Here is a 23844-nt window from a genome sequence, read left to right as displayed (position 1 = left end):
CCGATCAGGACAATAACGTTCGATCCTGACCTAAATCCACGTCTATCGGAGTAAACATCAAATTGCGTCCCAAGTTTTCCGCCGACCGTTCGACCACAGCGTCGGCGCTCATCCTCGCCTGTAAGCACGGCGACGCGGACACGCGACATCTGCAATGGCGTGCGCTTCTCGACCGGGGAATCGACTGGAATCTCTTCTTGATTCTCGGGGAGCAGCACGACCTGTTGCCTTTGCTGTTTCGAGGGCTTGAGGACCCGTCGATCTCGCGAGTGCCGCAGCACTTGGTGTCGCATCTGAGTGATCATTTTCAGGCCAACTGGCTCCGGAATCGCCTGGCACTCCAATCCTTCCTCAACGTGGAGGCGTCGTTGTCGAAGGCGGACATCCCGACGGTCTTGCTCAAGGGGTTGGCGCTCGCAAACACGGTCTATGAGCATCCAGCCCTTCGGCAATTCGGCGACGTCGACTTCTTGATACCCTGGAACCGGGTCAGCCGAGCCCGCGAAATTCTGGAGAGCGCGGATTATCGCCCAATCTATCCGCCCAACATGCTGTGCGACATCAAGTCTCAGCGACTGACCCGGAATCAGGAGGATACCTATTCAGAGTACTATCATGAGATCACAATGCAAAGCCTCGACAAACTGCTGCAGCTTGACCTGCATTGGAATCTTCTCCCCCGACATTACCCCATCGGTCCGGACGTCGGTTCGATTTGGAAATCCTCCCGCACCGCAATGCTCGTCGGGCACCCCATACGAACCCTTTCTACAGAACACCAGCTCCTGCACACCTGCGTCCACGCAACGAAGGATGGCTGGCGCAAGCTGAAATGGGTGGTCGACGTCGACCGAATCGTTCGCTCGGATGGACAGATTGACTGGGATCGTGTTGCGGATTCGGCAAAGGGTTGGCGATGCGAGCGCATGATTGGAACGGGCATTCAACTCGCGCGCGAGTTGCTTGACACACCGATTCCAATAGGTTCCTCGTGGCCTCCAAGCCGCAAGGCATCCGCGCGCGACGTTTCGACGGTGATCAATGTCTTTCTCCGGCCCGAACGACCTCGATCGCGCGTCCTTAGATGCCTCGGCATCAACGCCACTCTGCTGCGTCTTTTAGATACCCATTCCTGCCGCAGACGGTATGTACAGCAAGCCCTGACGATGCCGAGACCGGAAGACGAAGCGCTCTTTGGGACCCAAACACCCAACCGACCGCTCTGGAACCTTCGGCGCCCTTTTTGGGTGCTGGCGCGTTGCATGGGACGCATCGGGAAACCGGGACTCGAAGAGTAACCTCAAACCATCTTTAACCGCGCCGGCACCGACAGTCGTCGGAGCCGGCGCGGCCAAGCCATCCAACAAATGACGCATACCGCACCGGGCGCGATTTAGAAGGGGGTTCGCGACAGCGAGCACAAGAGCCGACTCACTTTCTTGGCAGTCTCCGCAACATCAGCCGAGGCCAAGAAATAGGAGGGCACTGATCGCGCGAACCGAATCGAAACATCGATACCCATGGATTCGTGGGCCAAGGCGTTGAGAACGTTGGGGTAAAGTCGAGATGCCGCCTCGGCCACGGAAAGTTTCGTCAGGCTCGGGCCAGTGTTGCCGGGCTTGTAGTCGACAAAAACCATGGCGCGTAACAGCGAACACTCAACTGCCGGCGTAGATGGCAGAGCCGCAACTGGAATGTAGAGCGCGCGCGATGTCTCAAGTGTGGACGCGGGAAGGGGGCAGCACTCCGGAGGCCGCGACTTTAGGGTGACCGCAAGCAAAAACGGTAAAACGTCCAGCGATTTCGGGTCAATCGGGGCGAGCTCGTCACTCATGAGCCGGAACCCCTCACCCTCATGCAGCATCGCCCAGCATAAGGTTGATTTTCCGCTGCCGGAAGGCGCCGCCAGTACAAACGCGAACCCGTCGCGCTGAAGAACCGCCGCGTGGACGAAAACGAGGTCGTGTCGAAGGCTTTGAACTGATACCACAATGTCCTGCTGAACGGCGAACAGCAGTTGCGAAATGTCGAGACCCTGAGCGATCAGCCCCCCGTTCCGAGACACGCTATACCAGGTTTGCCCCGGCTCCGAAATCAGCCGATATGATAATGCGACAGAATCGCGTGTTGGGGATCGCGCAAAGCCCCCAAAGGCCGCCGCCACAAACGGTGAAAGGCGTGCGTCATCCCACTCGACCCTGACGAGGCACCCCACTACAACCAGCGTCGCAAGGGTCATCGGCGCTCGGACCACGGAGTCTCCGCGCCGATCGACAGGGCCAGCGACGGTCGATCGAGCTGCAGCTCGATCAGGCTCCCGACTTCCACAATCTGCCGAACAGCGCCTTCATGGCAGCGACTTCGGATTCCGACCGAGTTAAGTGCCAAGAGTGCCGACGCTTGACGTCGAAGTCTGACCGCCGCCGCTTTTCGACGCGACACTGCCCTGCTGCGGCAGATCGCGGGGCGCCCCAAAAACCCTGCCTCCACTTGCCCCGCCGATCTCCCCGGCGGTTCTAGCGCGCACATCATTGCTTGGGCTGGCCGGGGGCTCTATCGACCGGACGCCGGAGTCCGGCGGCCTGGTAACAATGCTAGGGCGTGGCGACGGGACCTGTACGGATCCCGGGCGCGCAAATGAGGGCGCTGCATGAAAACTCATCAGTATCGGCGGCACATAAGCGGCCTTCTTTAGGAAACTTCTTCGCGAATTGTCATTTGGCATGTCTTTGCCTCGTATCCTTAGGTCCAAGCGCTCGGGCGTATCCCCGCGGCCAACGACCAGTCATCAGGGATCGGTCACAATACCTGCCGAGCATTCAACTTCAGCCTTGAGCATCCCGGAATGTAGACGTCGGCCGACGGCTCCCTCTGATCCCGATTCCGAACCTTCTCGGTCGAACTAGAGGTACGGGTCTCCAAGTGGAAGCTTAGCATCTCCAAAGAAAAGCATCCGGAGGACGCTTCTGTGCCCGGACCCCTATTCGATCTGACGTCCGGTACGAGCTAGCATTGCGGCTCCAACAAACCTGCACGCTCCAGCTGCTCGACGAAACCCAAAACATCATGCCTGGCCGTCTCGGGATCCAGATCAAACTCGCCCGATACCCGTGCTTCGATGGCATCGAGCGAAACACCCTCGCTCAAGAGGCTCCAGATCAGCGTTCCCGTGTGGTTTAACTGATGAATATAGCCTGTTGCTGAATCCATGACAATCAACTCGCCATCCAGGTCGCGATATGTTAATCCGTCCTTCATGAAAGTTATCCCTCCTCCGAATCAAGCATGCCCGAGCCCTTCACCACCGGCCCGGTCCCACCAACGTCCAACTAGATCGAACCGCTTCGACAGAATCCGCATGACGCCGACATCGACGGCGATTTGGTTCCTACCAGCTAAGATAAGCATAATCGATGCCAGTTCTTACTCACGACAACTTCGACGAATTCATGCCAAGAGCTCGATAGGCTGTAGGCTGCCCGCCTCAGATGATCGAGGTACAGATGTCGCCGGCCTGAATCGGCTGATCTACCGGGACGAGAATGCGCCCGAATCCAGATCGTCCTGCCCCTTCAAAGTACCCGTAAGATGGATACACCAGTGGCATACGATTCCGTCATTCTTCGCAAGTGACACGGACGGCCAGCCAGAAACGGGGCGATAATGACGTTCTGTGACACGGACGCCATTCGGCTTGATCTCGCGCCGACCGAAAACCTAGGCGAGGGGGATGTGCCTGAAGGATAAACCAGACTGATTTGGTGGGCCGTCTAGGATTTGAACCTAGGACCAAGGGATTATGAGTCCCCTGCTCTAACCGCTGAGCTAACGGCCCGTTTTACGATGGCGTGGATGTTGCCAAAACGGCGCCATCCGTGGCGACTGAAGTCCAGGGCTAGTCGGCGTCGAGGAAGCTGCGGAGCTTGTCCGAACGCGTCGGATGGCGGAGCTTACGCAGCGCCTTCGCCTCGATCTGGCGGATGCGCTCGCGCGTCACGTCAAACTGTTTGCCGACCTCTTCGAGTGTGTGGTCGGTGTTCATGTCGATGCCGAAGCGCATGCGCAGCACCTTCGCCTCGCGCGAGGTCAGGCTGGCGAGCATGTTCTGGGTTGCTTCGCGCAGACCTTCGGCGGTGGCGGAATCGACCGGAGAGATGACGCCCGAGTCTTCGATGAAGTCGCCGAGATGCGAGTCTTCGTCGTCGCCGATCGGCGTTTCCATCGAGATCGGCTCTTTGGCGATCTTCAGGACCTTGCGGACCTTGTCTTCCGGCATGTCCATCCGCTGCGCGAGCTCTTCCGGGGTCGCCTCGCGCCCCATCTCCTGGATCATCTGCCGCGAGATCCGATTGAGCTTGTTGATGGTCTCGATCATGTGGACCGGGATGCGAATCGTGCGCGCCTGATCGGCGATGGAGCGCGTGATCGCTTGGCGAATCCACCAGGTCGCATAGGTCGAGAATTTGTAGCCGCGACGGTACTCGAATTTGTCCACGGCCTTCATGAGGCCGATGTTGCCCTCTTGGATCAGATCCAGGAACTGCAGACCGCGGTTCGTGTATTTCTTGGCGATCGAGATCACCAGGCGGAGGTTCGCCTCGACCATCTCCTTCTTGGCGCGGCGTGCCTTGGCCTCGCCGATCGACATCTTGCGGTTGACGTCCTTGACCTCGCTGATGGTCAGGATGTTTTCCTTCTCCAACTCCTGAAGCTTGCGCTGGGCGCGGCGAACGTCCTGAGCGACCTCCGCGAGACGAGCGGCGTAGGGCTTGCCGCTCGCTAGCTGCTGCTCGAGCCACTGCGGATTGGTCTCGTTCTCCGGGAAGGAATCGATGAAGGCCTTGCGCGGCATGCCGGACTGCTCGACGCACAGGCTCATGATCAGCCGCTCTTGGCCGCGAATCCGTTCAATGGTGTGACGCAGGATCTCGGCCAGCTCCTGAAAGACCGGAGCGACCAGCTTGAACTGGAGAAACACCTCGGAGACGCTCGCCATGGCGCCGCGCGAGCGCTCGTCGTCACGCCCGTATTGTTCCAGCGCCGAGCGGAGCACGGCGAAGTACTCACGCAGCAGTCGTGCGCGCCGCGCCGCGTCTTCGGGATCGGGTCCGGTATCCACGACGGCTGCCTCGTCGTCGTCATCGACGTCGGCATCGGTATCGTCCTTCGCCTTCTCGCTGCCGACGACCTGCGGGGTAGCAACCGGCTCGTCGTCGCCGTCGTTGAAGCCCGAGATGACGTCGGTCAGACGCGTCTCCTCGCGCTCGACGCGATCGAAGATCTCGATCAGCTTTTCGACCGAGCGCGGATAAACCGAAAGCGCGGAGAGGACCTGGTTGAGTCCGTCTTCGATCCGCTTTGCGATCACCAACTCGCCTTCGCGCGTGAGCAGCTCGACCGTGCCCATCTCGCGCATGTACATGCGCACGGGGTCCGTGGTACGGCCGAACTCGCTGTCGACCGTCGCCAAGGCCGCCGCGGCGGCCTCCGCGGCCTCGTCGTCGGAGACAGCCGAGTCGCTCAGGGTGTGATCGACGACATCCGGGGCGGTCTCGTGGACCATGATCCCCATGTCGTTGATCATGCGAACGATGTCTTCGATCTGATCGGTTTCCACAATCCCGGGAGGGAGATGATCGTTGACCTCGCTATAGGTCAAGTAACCTTGTTCTTTGCCCTTGGCGATCAGTTGCTTCAGCTGGGACTGTTGCTGTTCTTGATCCATGGGATACCCTGATTGATACGGCGGATGGCCACTGAAAGGCGAACTTCGTAGTTTAGCATGAAAATCGCGCTGGATCCAGGCTAGCGATTGCGCGTTCGGGCTGCAGCCGCATCCCTCTCGAGCTGAGCGCGGACCTCGTCGCTCCACGCACCTGGGCTGCGTTGATTCAACGGCCTGCTGCGCTCGTCCTTGAGAACCTCTTCGCCGATGCGACTTAGGGCCCCGATCAGCTCTGCGGCCATGCCCTCGGGCGGGATGTCCCGAAGAAAGGGATCGACGCTGAGTTGCTGTAGGTATGCGAAGTACTCTAGCCCCCGCCAACGCTCCACTAATGCAGCCTTATTAATAGTTGGGTGTGCTGCAATGGTTTCAAGAAGTTGCACCAAAATCGCGGCGCCGGGGCTCGGCGAGCGCCGCCAGTCGTCCGGGAGCTGGGCCGCCTCGGCGGCAAGCTCGGGATGATCGAGCAAGAGCGCAATCGCTTGGGCAATCCGAGTCGGTCGGCTTGGACGGGCCGTTTGCACTCGCCCCCTCCGCGCAGCGAGCTTGGTTTTCTGTGGTATCCCGGCCAGGGTGCTCAGCCGGTCGGTCAACAGATCGCGGTAGATCCCCTGAGGCACCCCCTGGATCAGAGGCTGAGCCAAGGCGGCGAGACGCGCGCGCCCGTCGATACTAGCCATGTCGACCTGATCGCAGAGCTGCTCGAACAGAAACTCAGACATCGGCTGAGCCTCCGTCATGCGCGCCCGGAAGGCATCGGCGCCCTCGGTACGGATCAAGGTATCGGGATCCTCGCCGTCAGGCAGAAACAAAAAGCGGATCGACTGGCGGCCGGTTGCCGACGGCAGCGCATTCTCCAATGCCTTCCAAGCCGCGGCGCGCCCGGCGGGATCGCCGTCGAAGCAGAACACGACCTCGGGGGTCGTACGCGAAAGCAGCTGGAGATGCTCGGCGGTTGTCGCCGTGCCGAGGGTCGCGACGACGTTGGTCACCCCGAACTGCGACAAGGCGATGACATCCATGTAACCCTCGACGACGAGAACGGAGTCGAGCTTGCGATTGGCCTTCTGCGCCTCGAACAGTCCGTAAAGCTCGCGGCCCTTGTGGAAGATCGCGGTCTCGGGCGAGTTGAGGTATTTCGGCTTGCCCTCGCCGAGCAGCCGCCCTCCGAAACCGATCACACGGCCGCGTCGATCTCGGATCGGGAAGATGATCCGATCTCGGAAGCGGTCGCGTCGTCGCCCCTCCTCGTCGTAGATCAGCCCGCAGGCCAGCAGGCGCTCGCGCTCCGACGGGCTCGCGCCGAGGCGCGACAGAAGCAGGCGACCCTCAGGCGGTGCAAAACCCAGCCCGTAATGCGCCGCCACCTCGCCGGTGAGACCGCGCCCCTTGAGATAGTCGACGGCGCGCCGGGCGTCCGGATGGACCCGCAACTGCTCCCGATAGAGCTCGGCCGCCTGCTCGTGAAGGGCGTACAGGGGTCCGAGATCTGGGCCGGGCCGACCCGTCTCGACCCCATCGGGCACCGCCAATCCGGCACGCTGCGCCAGCTCGTCGATGGCCTCGCGAAAGTCGAGGCGATCAAATTCCATCAGGAAGCCGATCGCCGTGCCGTGCGCGCCGCACCCGAAGCAGTGATAGAACTGCTTGTCCGGGCTAACGGTGAAGGAAGGGGTTCTCTCGTCGTGGAAGGGGCAGCGGGCTTGATAGTCTTTGCCGGCCCTACGCAGCTGAATCCTCGTGCCGACGAGGTCGACGATGTCGGTTCGCGTCAGAAGCTCATCGATAAACTCGGGGGGAATGCGAACGGCCATGTGCGTCGGCGAACCCTTGAGCGACGACGCCGGAGTCAGCCTCCAAGGCGCTGTTTGACAAGGCCGCTAACGCTGCCCACGTCGGCCCGGCCTTGAATCTGAGGCTTCAACAGGCCCATTACTTTGCCCATATCGCTCATCGCGCTCGCCTGTGTGGACTCCATCGCCGCGTCGATCAGGGACGTCAGCTCGTCGTCGGTGAGGGCGCGCGGGAGATACGACTGGATGACCTCGACCTCGAATCGCTCGACCTCCGCAAGATCTTCACGACCGGCGGCGCTGTATTGGCTGATCGAGTCACGACGCTGTTTGAGCATCTTATCGAGAACGGCCAACGCCTGAGCGTCGTCGAGCTCGATGCGCTCGTCGATCTCGCGCTGCTTGATCGCCGCGAGCATCAGCCGGATCACGCCGAGTCTGGTCTTGTCGCCCGCCTTCATGGCGGTCTTCATATCACCCTGGATTTGAAGCTTGAGCATGGTAAGACGTTGGAGCCGCAGCGGTAGGAAAGAAAGACCTGCGAGATCGTCGCAATGCGAGCAGCGGCCCCGGCGATTGCGGGGCCAACATCGGCGATCTCGGGCTAGTACGGACGCTCCCAGCGACGCGACTCGCGTTGCAGCTTTTTCTGATGCCGCTTCACCGCAGCCGCCTTCTTGCGCTTGCGCTCGGACGTCGGCTTTTCGTAAAACTCGCGGCGACGGACCTCGGCGAGCACGCCTGCTTTTTCGCAGGACCGCTTGAAACGCCGCATTGCGACTTCGAAAGGCTCGTTCTCTTTGACACGCACGCTGGGCATGGATAATCCCTAAAGTTGGCTCCGGACAAGGGCGGATGGTCGAAGTTAAGCGCCGGGAGTGTAGCGGAATCCATCCACCGATTGCAAAGTTTTCCGCGTCATGCTCGAAATCGCTCGGGCGGGGTGGAAACGATCCCGCACCCGCCCTATACTTCGCGGCTTGTTGCCGATGTAGCTCAGTCGGTAGAGCAACGCATTCGTAATGCGTAGGTCCGCGGTTCGAATCCGCGCATCGGCTCCAAAACTCTACGACAACAGCAAAAGCCGGCACGATGCCGGCTTTTGCTGTTTCGGCGATGGCCGCGCGCCGATGCACCGAAACGCCGCGCCGGCGCAGGCTTGCCCTCCTCGCGGCTCCCCGCCCGCAGACTGGCCTCGGGCTCAGGGATGTGGCACGCTTGGCTTCGAATCGCTTGGCGTCAAACATTGTCCCGACGGGACGACTCGGAGTCTCGATCCATATCGCCCGAAGTGTCCTTGTTCTCTGCTCGAGGGTCTACCGTGAACCTGCGTTCCGTCGTTACGATTCTTTGTCTGACAACCGTCGGCGTGCTTCAGGTCGGTTGCGCCGGTAGCCCGAGGACCGGTTCTTTCGACGCTCAACCCGGAGGCTTCGAGGTCGGGGACCGTCCGCAGATGGCGTTCCCCGGCGCAACCCGCTCGGAGGTGAAGGCGTTGGCGATGGGTTCGGCGAGGAGCCGGGCCTGGATCATCACGGAAGCGACGGACGATCGCCTCGTCGCTCGGCGGCCACTCGATCCGAGCTCGTCTCTCGCGCGCGACCTCGGCCCGGCTGCGGCCGCGCCCGGCAGTCTCCTCGAGGTCACCTCCTACTTCATCGAGGACCGCAGCAACGTCAAAGTCGCGTTGGACGCGGCGCTCGTCTCGACGGCGCCGGACGGCCAACCCGCGCGCACCGACGTCACCGAGACCTTTCGCTCGTCATTGGACGAATCCCTTCGCTCGCTCCACGCCACCTGGTCGCGCGATCGCGGCCGGATCGCTCGGGCGGCACCACCCTCGGGGGCTGCACGGGCCGACGACGAGCGCGCCTCCGGCGGCGCAGACGGCGTGGCGCTCGCTGACACCGGCGTGAGCGCTCCGACAGCCTGGGGCGACGAGGTGACGGAAACCGCGCCGGTGGATCCGGCGCTGTCCGGTCAAACCCCCGCGGCAGGGGCTCCCGAGCGGACGGCACCGCCGGCACCGGCACCTGTCGCGAGCACACCCGCGACGCCGACCCCCGAGCCGCGCAGGCCCGCCGGCAGCCCTGCCCCGATCGTCGACAGCAGACCGGCCCTGACGCGGACGCAGCCCGGCCCCGACACCCAGCCGATGTCGCTTCCCGAGCCGCTTGCACAGCCGACCGTCGAGACGATTCCGGACAGCGAGAACATGATGGCGCTCGCACCGTCGTCCGGGAGCATCAGTTGGGCCTACTACGCGGAGCAATATGCGCGGCTGCGCGGCTGCAACGTCGAGCCTAGCGGGTCGATCCTCATCGACTCGCGCAGCGACGGGGAGATCCACAAGGTGCCGTGCGCGGGTGCCGACAGCGTCCTGGTGCAATGTCAAAACGGCGAATGCCGCGGTCTTCTGTAGCCGTTCGATGAGAATCGCTCGCTCGCAGGGTACCGACTGACGGCGTCACGATGGATGGCGAGCGCCCATCGCCCGGACCACCGACCGGACTCAGCACCCGAAGACGAATCCTGCGGTGCGCGACACTGCGATCGCTTCCCGCACTGATGGTCCGAATCGGTCCTGTGGCGCTCGGGATCCTCGCGATCGAGCTCGCCGCCGCAGCGCCTGCGCCCGGCGTCCTCTTATACGGGGCAACCCCGGAGCAGGCCAGGGACTTCGCGATAGACTCGGCATACCGGCGTGGATGGAACGTCCCCGTGGTCGGCGAGACGACGGTCGAGATCGAGCAGATCCTCGAGGAGAGCGACCCCGACGACCCCCTCGCCCCGCGGAGACTGATCCGCATCTCGGCCGTCTTTGTCCCCGAAGGAGCTGGAACACGGGTCCTGTTGCGCGCGCGCGAGGTCCAGACATCGGCGACGGGCGAGGAGTGGTCGACGGATGTGACCGAACGCTATGCCGAGAATCTCGGAAACGCCTTGAGCTCACTCAGGAGCAAGTGGGACGGACACCGCGACACCGGCTCACCGAGGACTCGAGAGCCCGCCCGACCAGCGGCGAGCATCGACGAATCGGCCGACGGGGCCACGGAGGCGGACGCCGGACCGGTCGGCACCTGGACCTACTATGCGGAGCGCTACGCCGAGAGCCGCGGTTGCGTGCTGACGGACGCGAAAACCCACCTCGAAGCTTCGGGGCCCGAGTGGGAGCAGCATCGAGTGAATTGCCGAGACGGCCGTGCGATGCATGTTCATTGCCGCCAAGGCGACTGCACCACCCGCCGATGACGATGCTCGTCCCCGCTGCCTTACGCTTGCCATACCGGCTCGAACCGGATCGGCTCAAAGCCGCACTCCGTTCGCCGCGACCCCGGACGCCGACGGTCAGACCGGCGGCGGATCATCGTCGTTGGACGAGGGACTGTCCCTTCCGGCAAGGAAAAGCGCCGCGACGCCGAGTGCGATCAGCAGCAGCAGGGAGATTGCGATGAGGGTGCCCGCGAGATCCATGGTAAGTGTCATTCCTCAGGTGTCGGAGCATCCCTCTCGGCTGAGGTTTGCGACGTGATTGGCGAGCGTGGCCGAACGATGCGCCCGGGTGCGCAATGAAATTTTTCGCCGTCCAAAAGGTCGTCGGCCTGCTTTTAACGCTGTTCAGCTTCACGATGCTTCCGCCTGTCGTGGTCGGGCTAATCTACCGCGACGGGGAGATTTGGCCTTTCCTAGCCGCCTTTCTGCTGATCCTCGTTGTCGGCTTAACGACCTTTCTCCCGGTCATGCGGGTCCATCAAGAGCTACGCATCCGGGACGGATTCCTTGTCGTCGTGCTGTTTTGGACCGGGCTCGGCTTGGCCGGTTCATTGCCTTTCGTGCTGGCCGAGGTGCCCCGACTCTCGGTGACGGATGCGATCTTCGAGTCGATGTCCGGTCTCACCACGACCGGCGCAACCGTGATCGTCGGGCTCGACGACATGCCCAAAGCCATCCTCTTCTACCGTCAACAGCTCCAATGGTTGGGCGGCATGGGGATCATCGTCCTCGCGGTGGCGGTGTTGCCCATGCTCGGAATCGGCGGCATGCAGCTTTTTCGCGCCGAGATGCCCGGCCCGGTCAAGGACGCCAAGCTCACGCCCAGGATTACCGAGACCGCCAAGGCACTCTGGTACATCTACGTCGCGATGACCGTCGCCTGCACGCTCGCCTATTGGGGTGCCGGCATGACCTTTTTCGATGCCATCAGCCACGCCTTCTCCACCGTTGCCATAGGCGGCTTCTCGACCCATGACGCAAGCATGGGTTATTTCAACAGCAGCCTGATCGAGATGATCGCGGTGCTCTTCATGCTCATGGCGGCCATGAGCTTCGCGTTGCATTTCGTCGCCTTTCATCGACTCGATCTCGGCGTCTATCGGCGTGACAGCGAGCTGCGGTTTTTTCTGTTTATTATGGCGTCGGTGACCGCCGTCACGACGCTGGCCCTTTTCTACACCGACACCTATATCACCTGGGACGACGCCTTCACCCATGGCCTGTTCCAGGCGGTCTCGATCGGGACGACGGCCGGATTCACTACCGCGGAGTTCTTTTACTGGCCGCCGTTCATCGAGATCCTGCTGCTGTTTGCGAGCTTCGTCGGCGGCTGTGCCGGCTCGACCGCCGGCGGCATCAAGGTCATCCGCTTTCTCCTGCTCATCAAGCAGGGGATCCGCGAGATCGAGCGCCTCATCCACCCCAACGCCCAAATCCCCGTGCGCGTCGGCGGCAAGAGCGTCAACCACCGCGTCGTCGATGCCGTCTGGGGATTCTTCTCGCTCTATGTCGCGAGCTTCGTCATCATGTACCTTCTGCTCGCCGCAACCGGCCTGGATTTGCTGACGTCCTTCTCCGCGGTCGCGGCCTGCATCAACAATCTCGGGCCCGGGCTGGCCCAGGTCGGTCCCCATTACGCAGACCTGCACGACCCGGCGAAGTGGATCCTCTGCGTGGCCATGCTGCTGGGGCGATTGGAGATTTTTACGCTCCTGGTCCTCTTGACGCCCGCCTTCTGGCAGCGCTGAGCGGACGCGCGGCGCCACCGTGCACGACTCAGGCGCAGATCGGCAGGTACACACCGACACAGCGGAACGACATATCATGAGCATCGTCGACAACCTTGAAGCCATGCTGCAACGCGGCCAGGATTCGGCCCTGCTGCGTTACAGCCTGGGTGCGGAATATCTCAAGACGGACGAGAACGAGCAGGCACTGGGGCATCTCGGCGAGGCCGTGCTCCTCGACCCCGGCTATTCCGCCGCCTGGAAGCTCTACGGCAAAGCGCTCACGGCGCTCGGGCGCCATGCGGAGGCCATCGATGCGCTCGATCGCGGCATCGAGGTCGCCGAGGCTAAAGGCGACATCCAGGCCGCCAAGGAGATGAGGGTCTTTCGAAAGCGTGCCGAGCGTGCGCTCGCGGACGCCGGCTGAATGGCGTCCGGTAGGGCGCTTGCGTGTCCCTCGTGCCGGGATATAATAATCTCCATAAGCATTCATCGATAGACTTCGGAGAAACACGATGCCCACCTATGATTACCGCTGCGAGACCAACGACCGTGTCCTCGAGGTCAACCACCGAATGAGCGAGAGCCTCGCGAGCTGGGGCGAGTTGTGCGCCCGTACGGGCACCGCGCTCGGCGACACCCCGGCCGACGCGCCCGTGCATCGTCTCGCGACCGGCGGGAACGTCATCTCGAGCAGAAGTCTCGGCAGCGGCAACGCCCCTGCCTGCTCGACCGGGGCATGCTGCCCGGGCGGGATGTGCGGTCTCAACTAAAGTGGTTAGTGGTTAGTGGTTAGTGGTTTGAAACAGATCCGTGAACAGCTTGTAGAACATACAAGGGGCGAATTAGGCGAATTCCGGAAACCTTCATGCCAAGGGCGTAGGTTGTGCCGAGCCGTGCGAGGCACAACCAACCGTCGGCGCAAGTTGTGCTTCCTATCGTCAGCACAACCTACGGGTATGGAAGTTTGCGGAAATCGCCTTAAGTCGCCCCTGGAGTCTTCACAGACCTGAACCGCGTTCGCTGCGACACGCGCGGACGCGCAAATGCCAAGCCGACGTAAACCGTAAAACTCGCACCGGTTGCGGTTCAACCGAGCACCACGTCGACCTCGATCAATTGTCCGTCGCGATAGACCCGCAGGACGACCTTGTCCCCGACCCGATAGGCATCGAGCAGCTCGATCAGCCTCTCGACCGAGTCAACATCCTGCCCGTCCACGGCGACGATTAGATCGGCGGCAACCAGATCCCCGTTCTTGCTCATGATTGCCGCGCGCAGCCCGGCTCGCGCGGCGGGCGAGCCGTCCTGAATCTGCAGGATCACCACCCCCGCGACGCCGACGATCTCGGCAAAACGCCGGCTCAAGTCCCCGTCCGTGATCACCCCGAGCGCAGGCCGCACATAGCGGCCGTAGGCGATCAGGCGTGGCACGACGCGGTTGATGGTATCGACCGGCACGGCAAAGCCGATCCCCGCAAAATTTCCGGACGGGCTGAAGATCGCCGTATTCATGCCGATGACGCGCCCGGCGCTGTCGATCAGGGGGCCACCCGAGTTTCCGGGATTGATCGCCGCGTCCGTCTGGATCAGATGTTCAATCTTGCGCCCCTCATCCGACGGAATCGTCCGATCGAGCGCAGAAATCACCCCGCCGGTCAGGGAATAGTCCAACCCGAAGGGATTGCCGATCGCGAAGACCTTCTGTCCGACCTTCAGGTCGTGACTCGAGCCGATCGCGACCGGCGGAGGCCCACCGGCGCCGCTGTCGATCCGCAACACCGCGATGTCGTGCTCCGGGCTGACGCCGACCAATGCCGCCTCGTAGACGCGCTGATTTGCAAGCCTGACATAGGCCGCCTGCACGTCGGCAACCACATGATAATTCGTGACGACATGACCATGTCGATCCCACATGAACCCGGAGCCCGTACCGCGAGGGACCTCCAAGAGATTGCGCGACAAGAGATCCATGACGCGTCCGGATGTGGTGATGTAGACGACCGAAGGACTGATCGACTCGAAGATTGCGATGGTGGTCTGCTCGTCGGCGGCCAACTCGCCGCGCGCCATGATCGCGCGCGGTTCGGCTTGGTAGCGAATGAAGAGATCCTCGATCCATGGCCGGCTCGCCAATGCGATCAGGAAGAAGATGACGAACCAAAAAAGGAAGCGACTGAGGGCGAAGGCGTGCATGGATGCGCCGTGGCATTGGAGACGCCTGGATTGTACCAGTTGCCCGAAAGAGGCTGCGCTCCGCGTGCGAGCCTCAAGCGAGCGCTGCGCTCTGCTCGTCGGGCGGAATCGGCCAGGCCGTGAGGATGGCTTGGACCAGGGTTGCGAGCGGAATCGCAAAAAACACACCCCAGAAACCCCAGATCCCGCCGAACACTAGAATAGCCACGATGATCGCGACCGGATGCAGATTCACCACCTCGGAGAACAGCAACGGCACCAGGACATTGCCGTCGAGGGCTTGGATGATGAAGTAGGCCACCGCAATCCAGATGAAGGTCGGAGTCCAGCCCCACTGGAACCAGGCCACCAACAGCACCGGCACCGTAACCACGGCTGCCCCGATGTAGGGAATGATGACCGAGAAACCGACCAGCAACGACAAGAGCATCGCATATTTGAGCCCGAAGGCGACGAAGGTGGCATAGCTGACCAGCCAGACGATGAGGATCTCCCAAGCCTTGCCCCTGACGTAATTGGAGATTTGGCGATCGACGTCCTTCCAGATTCCGGTCACGATCGTGCGATGCTTCGGCAGGAACCGGTGAAACCAGCCAACAATCAAATGCTTGTCCTTCATGAAGAAAAACACGAGCAGCGGCATGAGGATGAGATACACCAGGAGGGTGATGACCCCGACGACGCTTGCGAGGGACCAGGAAAGTACACGTTGGCCGAACATGACGGTCTCGGCTCGGATCGCCCCGATCAGCTCGGCGACCTGGGCCTCGGTCACTAGATCCGGGTAGTGCTCCGGCAAATCCAGGAGCGCCGTCGTCGCGACCGAGATCATCGACGGCAACTGCTGCACCAGCTCGGTGACCTGACGCGACACCGAGGGCACGACGCCCACCAACACCAGGGCAACAAACAGCAAAAAGGCGAAATACACCACCAAGACGCTCGCCAACCGCGGTAACCCGCGACGCTCAAGCTGCCCAACCAGGCCCTCCAGCAAATAAGCGATGACAATGCTGGCCAACACGGGCATGAGCATTCGGCCCATGGTAATGACCACGGCAAACAGGATCAGCAGCAGGATGGCCAGGAAGATAATCTGGGGATCGGAGAAATAACGCCGAAACCAGTTCGCAACGATCTTCATGTGGACTGAATTACCCTTCCGCGGGATGTTTGGCTCGGTAATCGTGGTAGTGACGGGCGAACAAGGCTTCGAGATCGTCGATGACCTCGTTTGCCGAACGCCCCTGCAGGACGTGCGCGGACATGAGCGCCGAGGTTTCGTTGAGCATCGGGCCGCGATCGAGCATCTGGTAGGTCTTCGACAAACGCTTGATCGCGGCGACCACGCTTTCCGTGGTCGGACGCGGAACCGGAATCGGTTCGCGTGGCCCGCGATGCGGCTCCGGCGCTGCGGCCCCACGCTGCAGCAGAAACTCGGCGAATGCGAGTAGCGTTTCACGCTCTTCGGCAGCGAGCGCGCGAAACGCGCGCACAAGACGGCGCTCCGGCTCCGATCCTTGAGTTCGTCTCATCACGGGAAGATGCTCAGGGGAGATTCGAGGGTCGAGTCCAGGGACAGCCGCAGCGGATCGGCGACGATGAGGTCGCTCGGGGAAAGGGAGTCAAGGCGTCCATCGGGTTTCCGTGTCAGTCGTTGTGCTTACGGCAGTAGGCCCGCGCAAACTCAAGCAGCTCCTCCATGACGCGCAGTCGAAACTTCTGTTTCTGATGGACGAACGAGAAGGGACGATCCAGAGGCGGATCCAGGTTGAGCGCGACCAGCGTACCCAATTTGAGCTCTTTTTGGATCGTCGCCCCGGACACTACCGACACGCCCATACCGGCCTCCACGGCTCCTTTGACGGCCTCGGGGCTGCCGAGCTCCATCGACACCTTGAGCACGGAATGACTATCTTGTTGCAGGTTCAGGTAATCGTTGATCACCTCTCGCGTTCCCGAGCCCTCTTCACGACAGATGAAGGGGTACTCGAGGAGCTGCTCGAAGGCCACCATTCGGGCTCCGGCAAGCGGGTGGCCCGGGGGTACGATCGCGAAGAGCTGATCGCGCTTGCAGTGCTCCACGACGAGATTCTTGTTCCCGACCGGCGCCTCGACCACCCCGAGATCAATCGCGTTGTTCTCCACCATCGAGACGATCCCGTCGCTGTTGGAGACCTTGAGGTGGATGGTCACCTCCGGATAGCGTTCCTTGAAATCGCCAAGGAGGGTCGGGAGCATATACTCGGCGATGGTCGTGCTCGCGCCGATCGCGAGTGCCCCGCTGATCTCGCCGGTGATCTCGCGAACCGCGTTCTCCATCTCGGCATAGAGCACGAAGATGCGATCCGCCGAACCGAACACCGTTTTACCCGCATCGGTCAGGCTGATCCGGTTATGCGTCCGGTCGAACAGGCGCGTGTTGAAGTGCTCCTCCAACTGACGTACCTGAAAGGTAACGGCCGGCTGCGTCATATGCAGCACTTCTGCCGCCTTGGTGAAGCTCAGCAGCCGAGCGACCGTATGGAAAACCTGTAGTCTGCGATCTGCCATCCGGAGGCCACGTCAAGATGACGACAGCGAAATAAGATCGACTTATATCACAATCACGTGACCTGGGGGTAGCGCTGCGGGGTCGTTAGGATGCCAATCGAAAAGAGACCGAAAACGTGGGCATAGGGGTGATCACGGCCACGAATTTCTTCGCAACAACCTCTGGATTAATGTGGCATCTTCGCCTAAAGTTCGGCGCAGAAAAACAACGGACACCGACACGACGAGGAGCCTCCCGCATGAAACAACAGATCGCTCGTGCGATTGCGACCGCCATCGCCGCCGGCGGCTTTCTCGCTGCCGGCCAATCGCTCGCCGCGGGCTTTTCACTCCCGGAGGCGTCGACTGCCGGCATCGGACTGGCCAACGCCTTAGTCGCGAATCCCGAGGAAACCGGCGCCTTTGCCTACAATCCGGCCGCCATGGGATTCCATGACACATCGAGCGTCTCGCTGGGCGCGCTCCTGATCAGTCCCAGCTTCAGTGTCCGAACCGCCTCGGGGCAACACGACAGCCAAGGTGCCGACTGGACAGCAGCCCCGATGATCCAGGCCGCACTGCGAATCAACGAGGATTGGCGTATCGGTCTGGGGATAACGGCCCCTTTCGGGCTCGAGACCCGCTGGGAGGACGGAACCTTTCCGGCCCTGAGCGGCACCGTACGCGTCCCGGTTCCGCCGCCGCTGGATCCAAACGTTCCGCGCGGCCAACCCACCGCAAGCAAGCTCGAGATCCTCGACTTCTCGCCGACGGTCGCCTATCGCGTCAACGCCAATCTCAGCCTGTCCGGCGGCTTGGATATCTACTGGGTGAAAAACGCCCAGCTCGACTCGACCGCGGGACGACTTAGCGGCGACGGAGCCAATCTCGGATTCAACCTGAGCGCACTGTATCGGTACGAGGCATGGAGCTTGGGCGCCGCCTTTCGCTCCGCCACCACCGTCGGACTCGAAGGGAATTACCAACCCTTGAGCCAAACCCTAGTCGCGATCGGCCGGCTCCCGCCCGCGCAGGACGCAGAGGTGGATGTCGACCTGCCCTGGCGCCTGCAGCTTGGCGCCCGCTATGCCTTCACCGAAGCATTAGCCGTCGAAATCGACTGGACGCGTACAGGCTGGAGCTCCTTCAGTAAGCTTGAGGTCGAAGGCACGGATACGGGGGAAACCATCTTCACCGATACGAACGACTGGAACGACAGCAACGCATACCGACTCGGCGTCACCTATCAAATCCGCCCGGACACCCAGCTTCGATTCGGCTACTCCTACGACGAAACCGGACAGGACGACGCCCATTTCAGTGCGCGCGTCCCGGACAACGACCGCCACCTCTTCGGCATCGGCGTCGCGCATCTTTTCGGCGACGGCCTATCGATCGAAGCGGGATACATGTACGTGAAGTCGAACGATCGCACCATCCGCAGCAGCACACCGTATCGCGGCGGAGACGTCAACGGAACGGATGCGCTCGACGGCGATTACGAGATGGACGCCCACCTCATCGGACTCGGGATCGTCAAGGTCTTCTGAACTGCTAAACCGCGTCGGAGCGGCATGCGCAGTTATTGGATTGAATCGGCTACGGCCGGGACCTCGCTTGCCGGAGCTAACGCGGTTTAGGATGATAAAAAAACAAGAACTCTAAACCGCGTCACCACCAAGATTCCGAGGCCACATCCACCGTTTGACTCACTCGGAGCTTAGCATCTCGCTCTGAACGCGGTTTAACCGAATACCGGGGATAACCTTGACGCACTGGCGGACGCGAAACGTCGCGGACATCCAAGGATGCCGCGACGCAGCCTCGCTCGTAACCCCGGCCACGTCGCTGACCGGATCAGTACGGGGGAAAAGCGCAGCGCATCCACCATCACCGTCGGCCGGGGGCGCCTGCGGCCCGATCGGAGGGGCGCATGGTGGATACGGCGCGGCCGATGTTGTCGTTCAAACGCTGAGGCGAATTCCGGAAACCTTCATGCCAAGGGCGTAGGTTGTGCCGAGCCGTGCGAGGCACAACCAACCGTCGGCGCAAGTTGTGCCTCCTATCGTCAGCACAACCTACGGGTATGTAAGTTTGCGGAAATCGCCTGAGATCCGAGCGCGCGCCTTATCCACCCTACCGACCGGTCTTAGGAACAAGGCCCCGCGACGCCGAGTAGATTCTCGAGAGAACATACGAAGAACGCCGCCCCGAGGGCGGCGTTCTTCGTGACTAACCCGGTGCGACGCAACAGCGCCCCGGACACGCGTCAGACAGGCGTCAAGCAAGACCCGCGCGCGGGGCGCGAGGAACGCTTTAGATGTAGAGACAAATGTCGCTTTCGCCCGCAAACTCGAAGAAGGACGAAGCGCCTGCGTACTCCACCCCGTCGATGAACTCGGAAGGATTCATGTCGAACAGGTCGACCGTCATCTGGCAGGCGATCAGCTTGACCTCGGCCTCTTGGCAAAGATCCCGCAGCTCCTCGACACTGGCCACACCCTTGTCCTTCATCTTCTTCTTCATCATCGCGGTCATCATGCCCTGCATACCGGGCAAGGTCAGACCCAGGACCGGGAACCACTTGTCCATGCCCATCGGCATGGGCATTCCGGGGTTGCCCAACGGGGTCACCTCGAGGGCGAGCTTCTTCTTCAGGAGCTGCAGCCCGTAGAAGGTGAAGAAGATCTGTGTCTCGTAGCCGAGCGCGGATGCGGTCGAAGCCAGGATAAAGGGTGGGTAGGCCCAATCGAGAGAGCCCTTAGTGGCGATAATGGCGAGTTTCTTTTCTTCCATCGTGTCCTCCTCGCGGGTCGATCGGCTCGCGGATTGTTTCGGTTTGGCGAGACGGCTCGGGCCGTCAGCCCTTCTTGATCAGGAAGTGGAATTTCCCGCCATCTTCCTTCGACTCCATCAGCTCGTTGCCGGTCTGCTTGGCGAAGGCGTCGAAGTCCTTGACGGAACCTGGGTCGGTGGCGACAACGTGCAGCACCTGGCCGGAGTCCATCGCGTTCAGGGTCTTCTTCGCACGTAGAATCGGGAGCGGGCAATTCAGGCCGCTGGCGTCGAGCTCTTGGTCAAAATCTGCCATGGAGTACCTCCTGTCGGATGCTGTTTTAGAATATCAGTAGACACAAGAATTCGGTTTTATAGGCGAAATAGGCCGAAAAGGCAAGGCGTCGAGAACTGGACTTGGAGCCGATAGCGACCGGTCCCGGCCGATCTCGACGACCGCCCTGCCCGAGCCCGCACGACTCATGCGATCGGGTAGCCGTGACGGGCCCAGGCGATGATACCGCCCCGCAGATTCAGGACGCGGTTGTAGCCCTGCTGCATCATGTAGGCACAGGCCTGATACGACCGCGCACCGCTGCGGCAGTAAAGCACCACATCCCGATCCTTAGGCAACTCGCTGATCCGAATCGGGATCAGATGCATGGGCAGCCGCATGGCGTCGGGGATAGCGCCTTGCGCGATCTCCGCAGGCGTGCGGATATCCACGAGCAGCACATCCTCGCCGCCCATGATCTTGCCGTGCAGAGATTCGGAGTCGATCTCGTTTATCACATCGCTGTCCTACCACAAACCTAAGTATTTAAGTATATTAAGGACTTTTGACGTGCAACTCAACGATCCTTGTGAGCCATACGAACCGAGATGACCATGGAATTCCTTCCGATCTTTCAAGACATCAGGGATAAACCCTGCCTGGTCGTCGGCGGCGGCGCCACCGCGGCCCGCAAGGTAGGCAGCCTCCTCCGTGCCGGCGCTACGCTCACGGTTGTCGCACCCGAGATTGTCGATGCGCTGAACCACCTGGCGGACGCCGGCGCGATTCGTTATCTCGCGCGGCGCTTCGAGTCCGAAGATATCAAAGGCAACCGCCTCGTGATCGCCGCAACGGACGACCGCGGGGTCAACGGCAAGATCGCCGAGCTCGCGCGCGAGTACGACATTCCCGTCAACGTCATCGACGACCCGGACGCCTGTACCTTTCTCCTGCCCTCGATCGTCGATCGCTCGCCCGTCGTGGTGGCAATCTCGACCGGCAAGGCGTCGCCCGTGCTGGCGCGGCTTCTGCGCACCCGACTCGAATCCATCATCCCGGCCGGCTACGGCCGGCTCGGGGAGCTCTGCGCACGTTATCGTGACCGCGTGAAGGAGCGCTTCAGCGCCCTGCCCGATCGGCGTCGATTCTGGGATCGCGTCCTGGAAGGCGCCGTGGCGGAGCGTATCTTCGCGGGGCAATTTGCCGAGGCCGAGGCGGTCATCGAGCGCGAATTGGCCCACGATGCGCTCGAATCCGATATGGGCGAGGTCTATCTCGTCGGCGCCGGACCGGGTGATCCCGATCTGCTGACCTTCCGCGCGCTGCGCCTGATGCAGCAGGCCGATGTCGTCGTCTACGACCGTTTGGTCGCCGAGCCCATCCTCGCGATGACGCGCCGCGACGCCCGCCGCATCTATGTCGGCAAACAGCGCAACCATCACGCCATGCGGCAGGAAGAGATCAACCAACTGCTTGCCGATCTCGCCAAGGATGGTCATCGTGTGTTGCGCCTGAAGGGCGGCGATCCCTTCATCTTCGGGCGCGGCGGCGAGGAGATCGACACCCTCGCCGCGCAGGGCGTGCCCTTCCAGGTCGTGCCCGGCATCACGGCCGCATCAGGCTGCGCCAGCTACACCGGCATCCCGCTGACCCACCGCGACTACGCCCAATCCGTGACCTTCGTGACCGGCCATCTCAAGGACGGCACCATGAACCTCAACTGGAGCGCACTCGCACAGCCGAGCCAAACGGTGGTCTTCTACATGGGCCTTGCGGGCCTGCCGATCATCGTCGACCAGCTGATCGAACACGGCGTCTCGCCGCAGATGCCCATCGCGCTCATCCAGCAGGGGACGACGCACTTGCAGCGCGTCTACTCGGGCACGCTTGAAACCATCGTGGAGATGGTGGAGGCCGATCCTCCGGAGCCGCCGACCCTCATCATCGTCGGCGAGGTCGTGAAGCTGCGCGAAAAGCTGAGCTGGTTCCGGCCGCCGGACGAGCCGCAGCTCGGCGCCACTACGCGTCTGGTCAGCTAAGGCGATTTCCGCAAACTTCCATACCGTAGGTTGTGCTGACGGTAGGAAGCACAACTTGCGCCGACGGTTGGTTGTGCCTCGCAAGGCTCGGCACAACCTACGCGACTGGTATAAAGGTTCCCAGAATTCGCCTAAACCGCGTCGACTCCAACCTTGAGCACATCGTCCGACGTCGACACAACGCGACGAGCGCACAGATGGCACGGGACGCGGTTTAGCAGCGGTTTAGCGGGTGATGCGGTCTTCCGTGCCCGTGATCAGATTGCGGATATTGCTGCGGTGCCGCCAAAAGAGCAGGCCCGTGATGATGAGCTGCATCCCGATCAAGGCATTGTCGGGCCAGAAGAACCACACGATGACGGGGGCGAGGGCCATGGAGATCAAGGCGGATAGGGAGGAGATCTTGAGCACCTTGGCGACAAACAGCCAGATGGCCGCCACCGAAAGACCGATCGGCCAGAAGAGCCCGATCTGCACGCCTAAGGCGGTGGCCACACCCTTGCCGCCGCGGAACCCGAAGAAGACGGGGTAGAGATGACCGATGAAGGCCGCCAAACCGATGCCTGCCAGCACCGCCGGGCCCGCGGCGACAAGATGACCGACCACCATCGGGATGAGACCCTTTAGACTATCGCCGACCAACGTGATCGCGGCGGCCTTCTTGCCGCCGATGCGCAGCACGTTGGTCGCACCGGGATTGTTGGACCCCTGCGTGCGCGGATCGGGCAGCCCCATCAAACGACAGACGATGATGGCGCTGGAAACCGAGCCCAACAGGTAGGCGGAGATGATGAGGAGCGAGGCTGTAATCATGGGGCGCAATTGGACATGGGAAGCCGGTGCAGGTCAAGCGGACGACAGGCCGCTGCGGCGGCCTCGTTCGCGGTCCTGAAGACAACGAAACCTTCGGATGGAGCTGGTTCCGAATGAAGAAAGACAACATCCTAGACCGCGTTCGCGACACCTGCGTCGGACCCCTCAGGCCCCCAGTCCACCGGGAACCACCACATGCCCCGCCAGACGCGTTCTAGCATGGACACCGTGTTCATTCGCGGCCTGAGGATCGACACCACCATCGGCATCCACGACTGGGAGAAGCGCATTCGGCGCCCCGTCGTTCTGGATCTGGAGATGGCAAGCAACATCTCCCGCGGCGCGGCCAGCGATCGCATCGAAGACGCACTGGACTACGAGGCCGTTACGCGGCGCTTGGAGCAATTCGTCTCGGAGAGCCGATTCGAGTTGGTGGAGACGCTTGCCGAGCGCTGCGCGGCCATCCTGCGCGACGAGCTCGGGATCTCTTGGGTGCGGCTCACTCTGAGCAAGCCAGGCGCCGTCGGCGAAGGCGTGGACGTGGGCGTGGTGATCGAGCGCGGCGATCGGTGTTGAACGGCCCCGGGGGGCGTCCCGCGCGGTGTCCGGCAAAGCGCGACGAGGCGTCGTAGCCGTGGGGTGGACAAGCTCATCTAGGTCGGTTGGGCAAAGCGCAGCGTGCCCAACGGCTCCCAGT

Annotated in this window: 24 protein-coding genes and 2 tRNA genes; 10 read left to right on the top strand and 16 right to left on the bottom strand. The window is 62.0% G+C overall.

Going from position 1 to position 23844, the window contains the following annotated elements:
* The first annotated feature begins 62 nt into the window (after positions 1-62).
* The gene (locus tag AADX97_RS20325; protein ID WP_374235801.1) at positions 63-1298 is read left to right on the top strand and encodes a nucleotidyltransferase family protein; all 1236 of its coding nucleotides are present in this window, start codon (positions 63-65) and stop codon (positions 1296-1298) included.
* A 95-nt stretch (positions 1299-1393) separates the two neighbouring features.
* Here the strand turns inward: AADX97_RS20325 and AADX97_RS20320 are convergent, their stop codons facing one another.
* The 7 genes from AADX97_RS20320 to rpsU all read right to left on the bottom strand — a co-directional run bounded on the left by AADX97_RS20320 (position 1394) and on the right by rpsU (position 8338).
* Positions 1394-2239, bottom strand: coding sequence for a hypothetical protein (locus AADX97_RS20320; RefSeq protein WP_374235803.1), 846 nt, complete (start codon positions 2237-2239; stop codon positions 1394-1396).
* A 767-nt stretch (positions 2240-3006) separates the two neighbouring features.
* A complete protein-coding gene (locus AADX97_RS20315) occupies positions 3007-3258 on the bottom strand; it encodes an HPr-rel-A system PqqD family peptide chaperone (RefSeq protein ID WP_374235805.1) in 252 nt (83 codons plus the stop codon).
* A gap of 501 nt (positions 3259-3759) precedes the next feature.
* A tRNA-Ile gene (locus AADX97_RS20310) sits at positions 3760-3835 on the bottom strand.
* Positions 3836-3895: 60 nt separating this feature from the next.
* Positions 3896-5725, bottom strand: a complete 1830-nt coding sequence (gene rpoD / locus AADX97_RS20305) for an RNA polymerase sigma factor RpoD (protein WP_374235807.1) — start codon at positions 5723-5725, stop codon at positions 3896-3898.
* An 80-nt stretch (positions 5726-5805) separates the two neighbouring features.
* Complete coding sequence (dnaG, locus tag AADX97_RS20300) at positions 5806-7539, bottom strand: DNA primase (protein WP_374235809.1); 1734 nt, start codon at positions 7537-7539, stop codon at positions 5806-5808.
* Positions 7540-7574: 35 nt separating this feature from the next.
* Entirely contained in the window at positions 7575-8018 is a 444-nt protein-coding gene (locus AADX97_RS20295) for a GatB/YqeY domain-containing protein (RefSeq protein ID WP_374235811.1), read from the bottom strand.
* Positions 8019-8122: 104 nt separating this feature from the next.
* Positions 8123-8338, bottom strand: coding sequence for a 30S ribosomal protein S21 (gene rpsU / locus AADX97_RS20290; protein ID WP_007041206.1), 216 nt, complete (start codon positions 8336-8338; stop codon positions 8123-8125).
* A gap of 165 nt (positions 8339-8503) precedes the next feature.
* On the opposite strand from rpsU, the gene AADX97_RS20285 reads away from it, so the two are divergent.
* The 3 genes from AADX97_RS20285 to AADX97_RS20275 all read left to right on the top strand — a co-directional run bounded on the left by AADX97_RS20285 (position 8504) and on the right by AADX97_RS20275 (position 10770).
* Positions 8504-8579 (top strand) — tRNA-Thr (locus AADX97_RS20285).
* A gap of 395 nt (positions 8580-8974) precedes the next feature.
* Entirely contained in the window at positions 8975-9940 is a 966-nt protein-coding gene (locus tag AADX97_RS20280; protein WP_374235813.1) for a hypothetical protein, read from the top strand.
* A 146-nt stretch (positions 9941-10086) separates the two neighbouring features.
* Positions 10087-10770, top strand: a complete 684-nt coding sequence (locus tag AADX97_RS20275) for a hypothetical protein (RefSeq protein WP_374235815.1) — start codon at positions 10087-10089, stop codon at positions 10768-10770.
* A 96-nt stretch (positions 10771-10866) separates the two neighbouring features.
* Here AADX97_RS20275 and AADX97_RS20270 read toward each other — a convergent pair whose 3' ends face one another.
* Positions 10867-11004 (bottom strand): single-stranded DNA-binding protein, encoded by a 138-nt coding sequence (locus AADX97_RS20270; protein WP_374235817.1) that lies wholly within the window; start codon positions 11002-11004, stop codon positions 10867-10869.
* A gap of 83 nt (positions 11005-11087) precedes the next feature.
* Here AADX97_RS20270 and AADX97_RS20265 point away from each other — a divergent pair, with 83 nt between their 5' ends.
* From AADX97_RS20265 to AADX97_RS20255, 3 genes are all read left to right on the top strand, one after another.
* A complete protein-coding gene (locus tag AADX97_RS20265) occupies positions 11088-12539 on the top strand; it encodes a TrkH family potassium uptake protein (RefSeq protein ID WP_374235819.1) in 1452 nt (483 codons plus the stop codon).
* 76 nt (positions 12540-12615) lie between these two features.
* Positions 12616-12945 (top strand): tetratricopeptide repeat protein, encoded by a 330-nt coding sequence (locus AADX97_RS20260; RefSeq protein WP_374235820.1) that lies wholly within the window; start codon positions 12616-12618, stop codon positions 12943-12945.
* A gap of 88 nt (positions 12946-13033) precedes the next feature.
* Positions 13034-13291: a zinc ribbon domain-containing protein gene (locus AADX97_RS20255; RefSeq protein WP_374235822.1), complete on the top strand. Its 258-nt coding sequence runs from the start codon at positions 13034-13036 to the stop codon at positions 13289-13291.
* 316 nt (positions 13292-13607) lie between these two features.
* Here AADX97_RS20255 and AADX97_RS20250 read toward each other — a convergent pair whose 3' ends face one another.
* The 4 genes from AADX97_RS20250 to AADX97_RS20235 form a co-directional block, all read right to left on the bottom strand.
* Positions 13608-14714: a S1C family serine protease gene (locus AADX97_RS20250; RefSeq protein WP_374235823.1), complete on the bottom strand. Its 1107-nt coding sequence runs from the start codon at positions 14712-14714 to the stop codon at positions 13608-13610.
* Between the two features lie 73 nt (positions 14715-14787).
* The gene (locus AADX97_RS20245) at positions 14788-15858 is read right to left on the bottom strand and encodes an AI-2E family transporter (RefSeq protein ID WP_374235825.1); all 1071 of its coding nucleotides are present in this window, start codon (positions 15856-15858) and stop codon (positions 14788-14790) included.
* Between the two features lie 10 nt (positions 15859-15868).
* Positions 15869-16249, bottom strand: a complete 381-nt coding sequence (locus AADX97_RS20240; protein ID WP_374235827.1) for a hypothetical protein — start codon at positions 16247-16249, stop codon at positions 15869-15871.
* A gap of 115 nt (positions 16250-16364) precedes the next feature.
* Complete coding sequence (locus AADX97_RS20235; RefSeq protein ID WP_374235828.1) at positions 16365-17267, bottom strand: LysR family transcriptional regulator; 903 nt, start codon at positions 17265-17267, stop codon at positions 16365-16367.
* Between the two features lie 239 nt (positions 17268-17506).
* Between AADX97_RS20235 and AADX97_RS20230 the strand changes: the two genes are divergently transcribed.
* Positions 17507-18796 (top strand): OmpP1/FadL family transporter, encoded by a 1290-nt coding sequence (locus AADX97_RS20230; protein ID WP_374235830.1) that lies wholly within the window; start codon positions 17507-17509, stop codon positions 18794-18796.
* Positions 18797-19562: 766 nt separating this feature from the next.
* On the opposite strand, the gene AADX97_RS20225 is transcribed toward AADX97_RS20230, so the two are convergent.
* The 3 genes from AADX97_RS20225 to AADX97_RS20215 all read right to left on the bottom strand — a co-directional run bounded on the left by AADX97_RS20225 (position 19563) and on the right by AADX97_RS20215 (position 20813).
* A complete protein-coding gene (locus AADX97_RS20225; protein WP_374235832.1) occupies positions 19563-20042 on the bottom strand; it encodes a DsrE/DsrF/DrsH-like family protein in 480 nt (159 codons plus the stop codon).
* Positions 20043-20106: 64 nt separating this feature from the next.
* On the bottom strand, positions 20107-20337 hold the full coding sequence (locus AADX97_RS20220; RefSeq protein ID WP_120799473.1) for a sulfurtransferase TusA family protein: 231 nt from the start codon (positions 20335-20337) through the stop codon (positions 20107-20109).
* 164 nt (positions 20338-20501) lie between these two features.
* Positions 20502-20813: a rhd_2599 family sulfurtransferase gene (locus AADX97_RS20215; protein WP_374235834.1), complete on the bottom strand. Its 312-nt coding sequence runs from the start codon at positions 20811-20813 to the stop codon at positions 20502-20504.
* Between the two features lie 96 nt (positions 20814-20909).
* Between AADX97_RS20215 and cysG the strand changes: the two genes are divergently transcribed.
* Positions 20910-22334, top strand: coding sequence for a siroheme synthase CysG (gene cysG / locus AADX97_RS20210; RefSeq protein ID WP_374235837.1), 1425 nt, complete (start codon positions 20910-20912; stop codon positions 22332-22334).
* A gap of 225 nt (positions 22335-22559) precedes the next feature.
* On the opposite strand, the gene plsY is transcribed toward cysG, so the two are convergent.
* Complete coding sequence (gene plsY / locus AADX97_RS20205; RefSeq protein WP_374235839.1) at positions 22560-23147, bottom strand: glycerol-3-phosphate 1-O-acyltransferase PlsY; 588 nt, start codon at positions 23145-23147, stop codon at positions 22560-22562.
* A 219-nt stretch (positions 23148-23366) separates the two neighbouring features.
* Between plsY and folB the strand changes: the two genes are divergently transcribed.
* The gene (gene folB, locus AADX97_RS20200; protein WP_374235841.1) at positions 23367-23723 is read left to right on the top strand and encodes a dihydroneopterin aldolase; all 357 of its coding nucleotides are present in this window, start codon (positions 23367-23369) and stop codon (positions 23721-23723) included.
* Positions 23724-23844 lie beyond the last annotated feature (121 nt).

The organism is Thiocapsa sp. C2-2m (genome assembly GCF_041903745.1).
GTDB classification, from domain to species: domain Bacteria; phylum Pseudomonadota; class Gammaproteobacteria; order Chromatiales; family Chromatiaceae; genus Thiocapsa; species Thiocapsa roseilacustris.
Note: the sequence above shows the minus strand (reverse complement) of the source record. Positions and strands in the feature narration are given on the sequence as shown.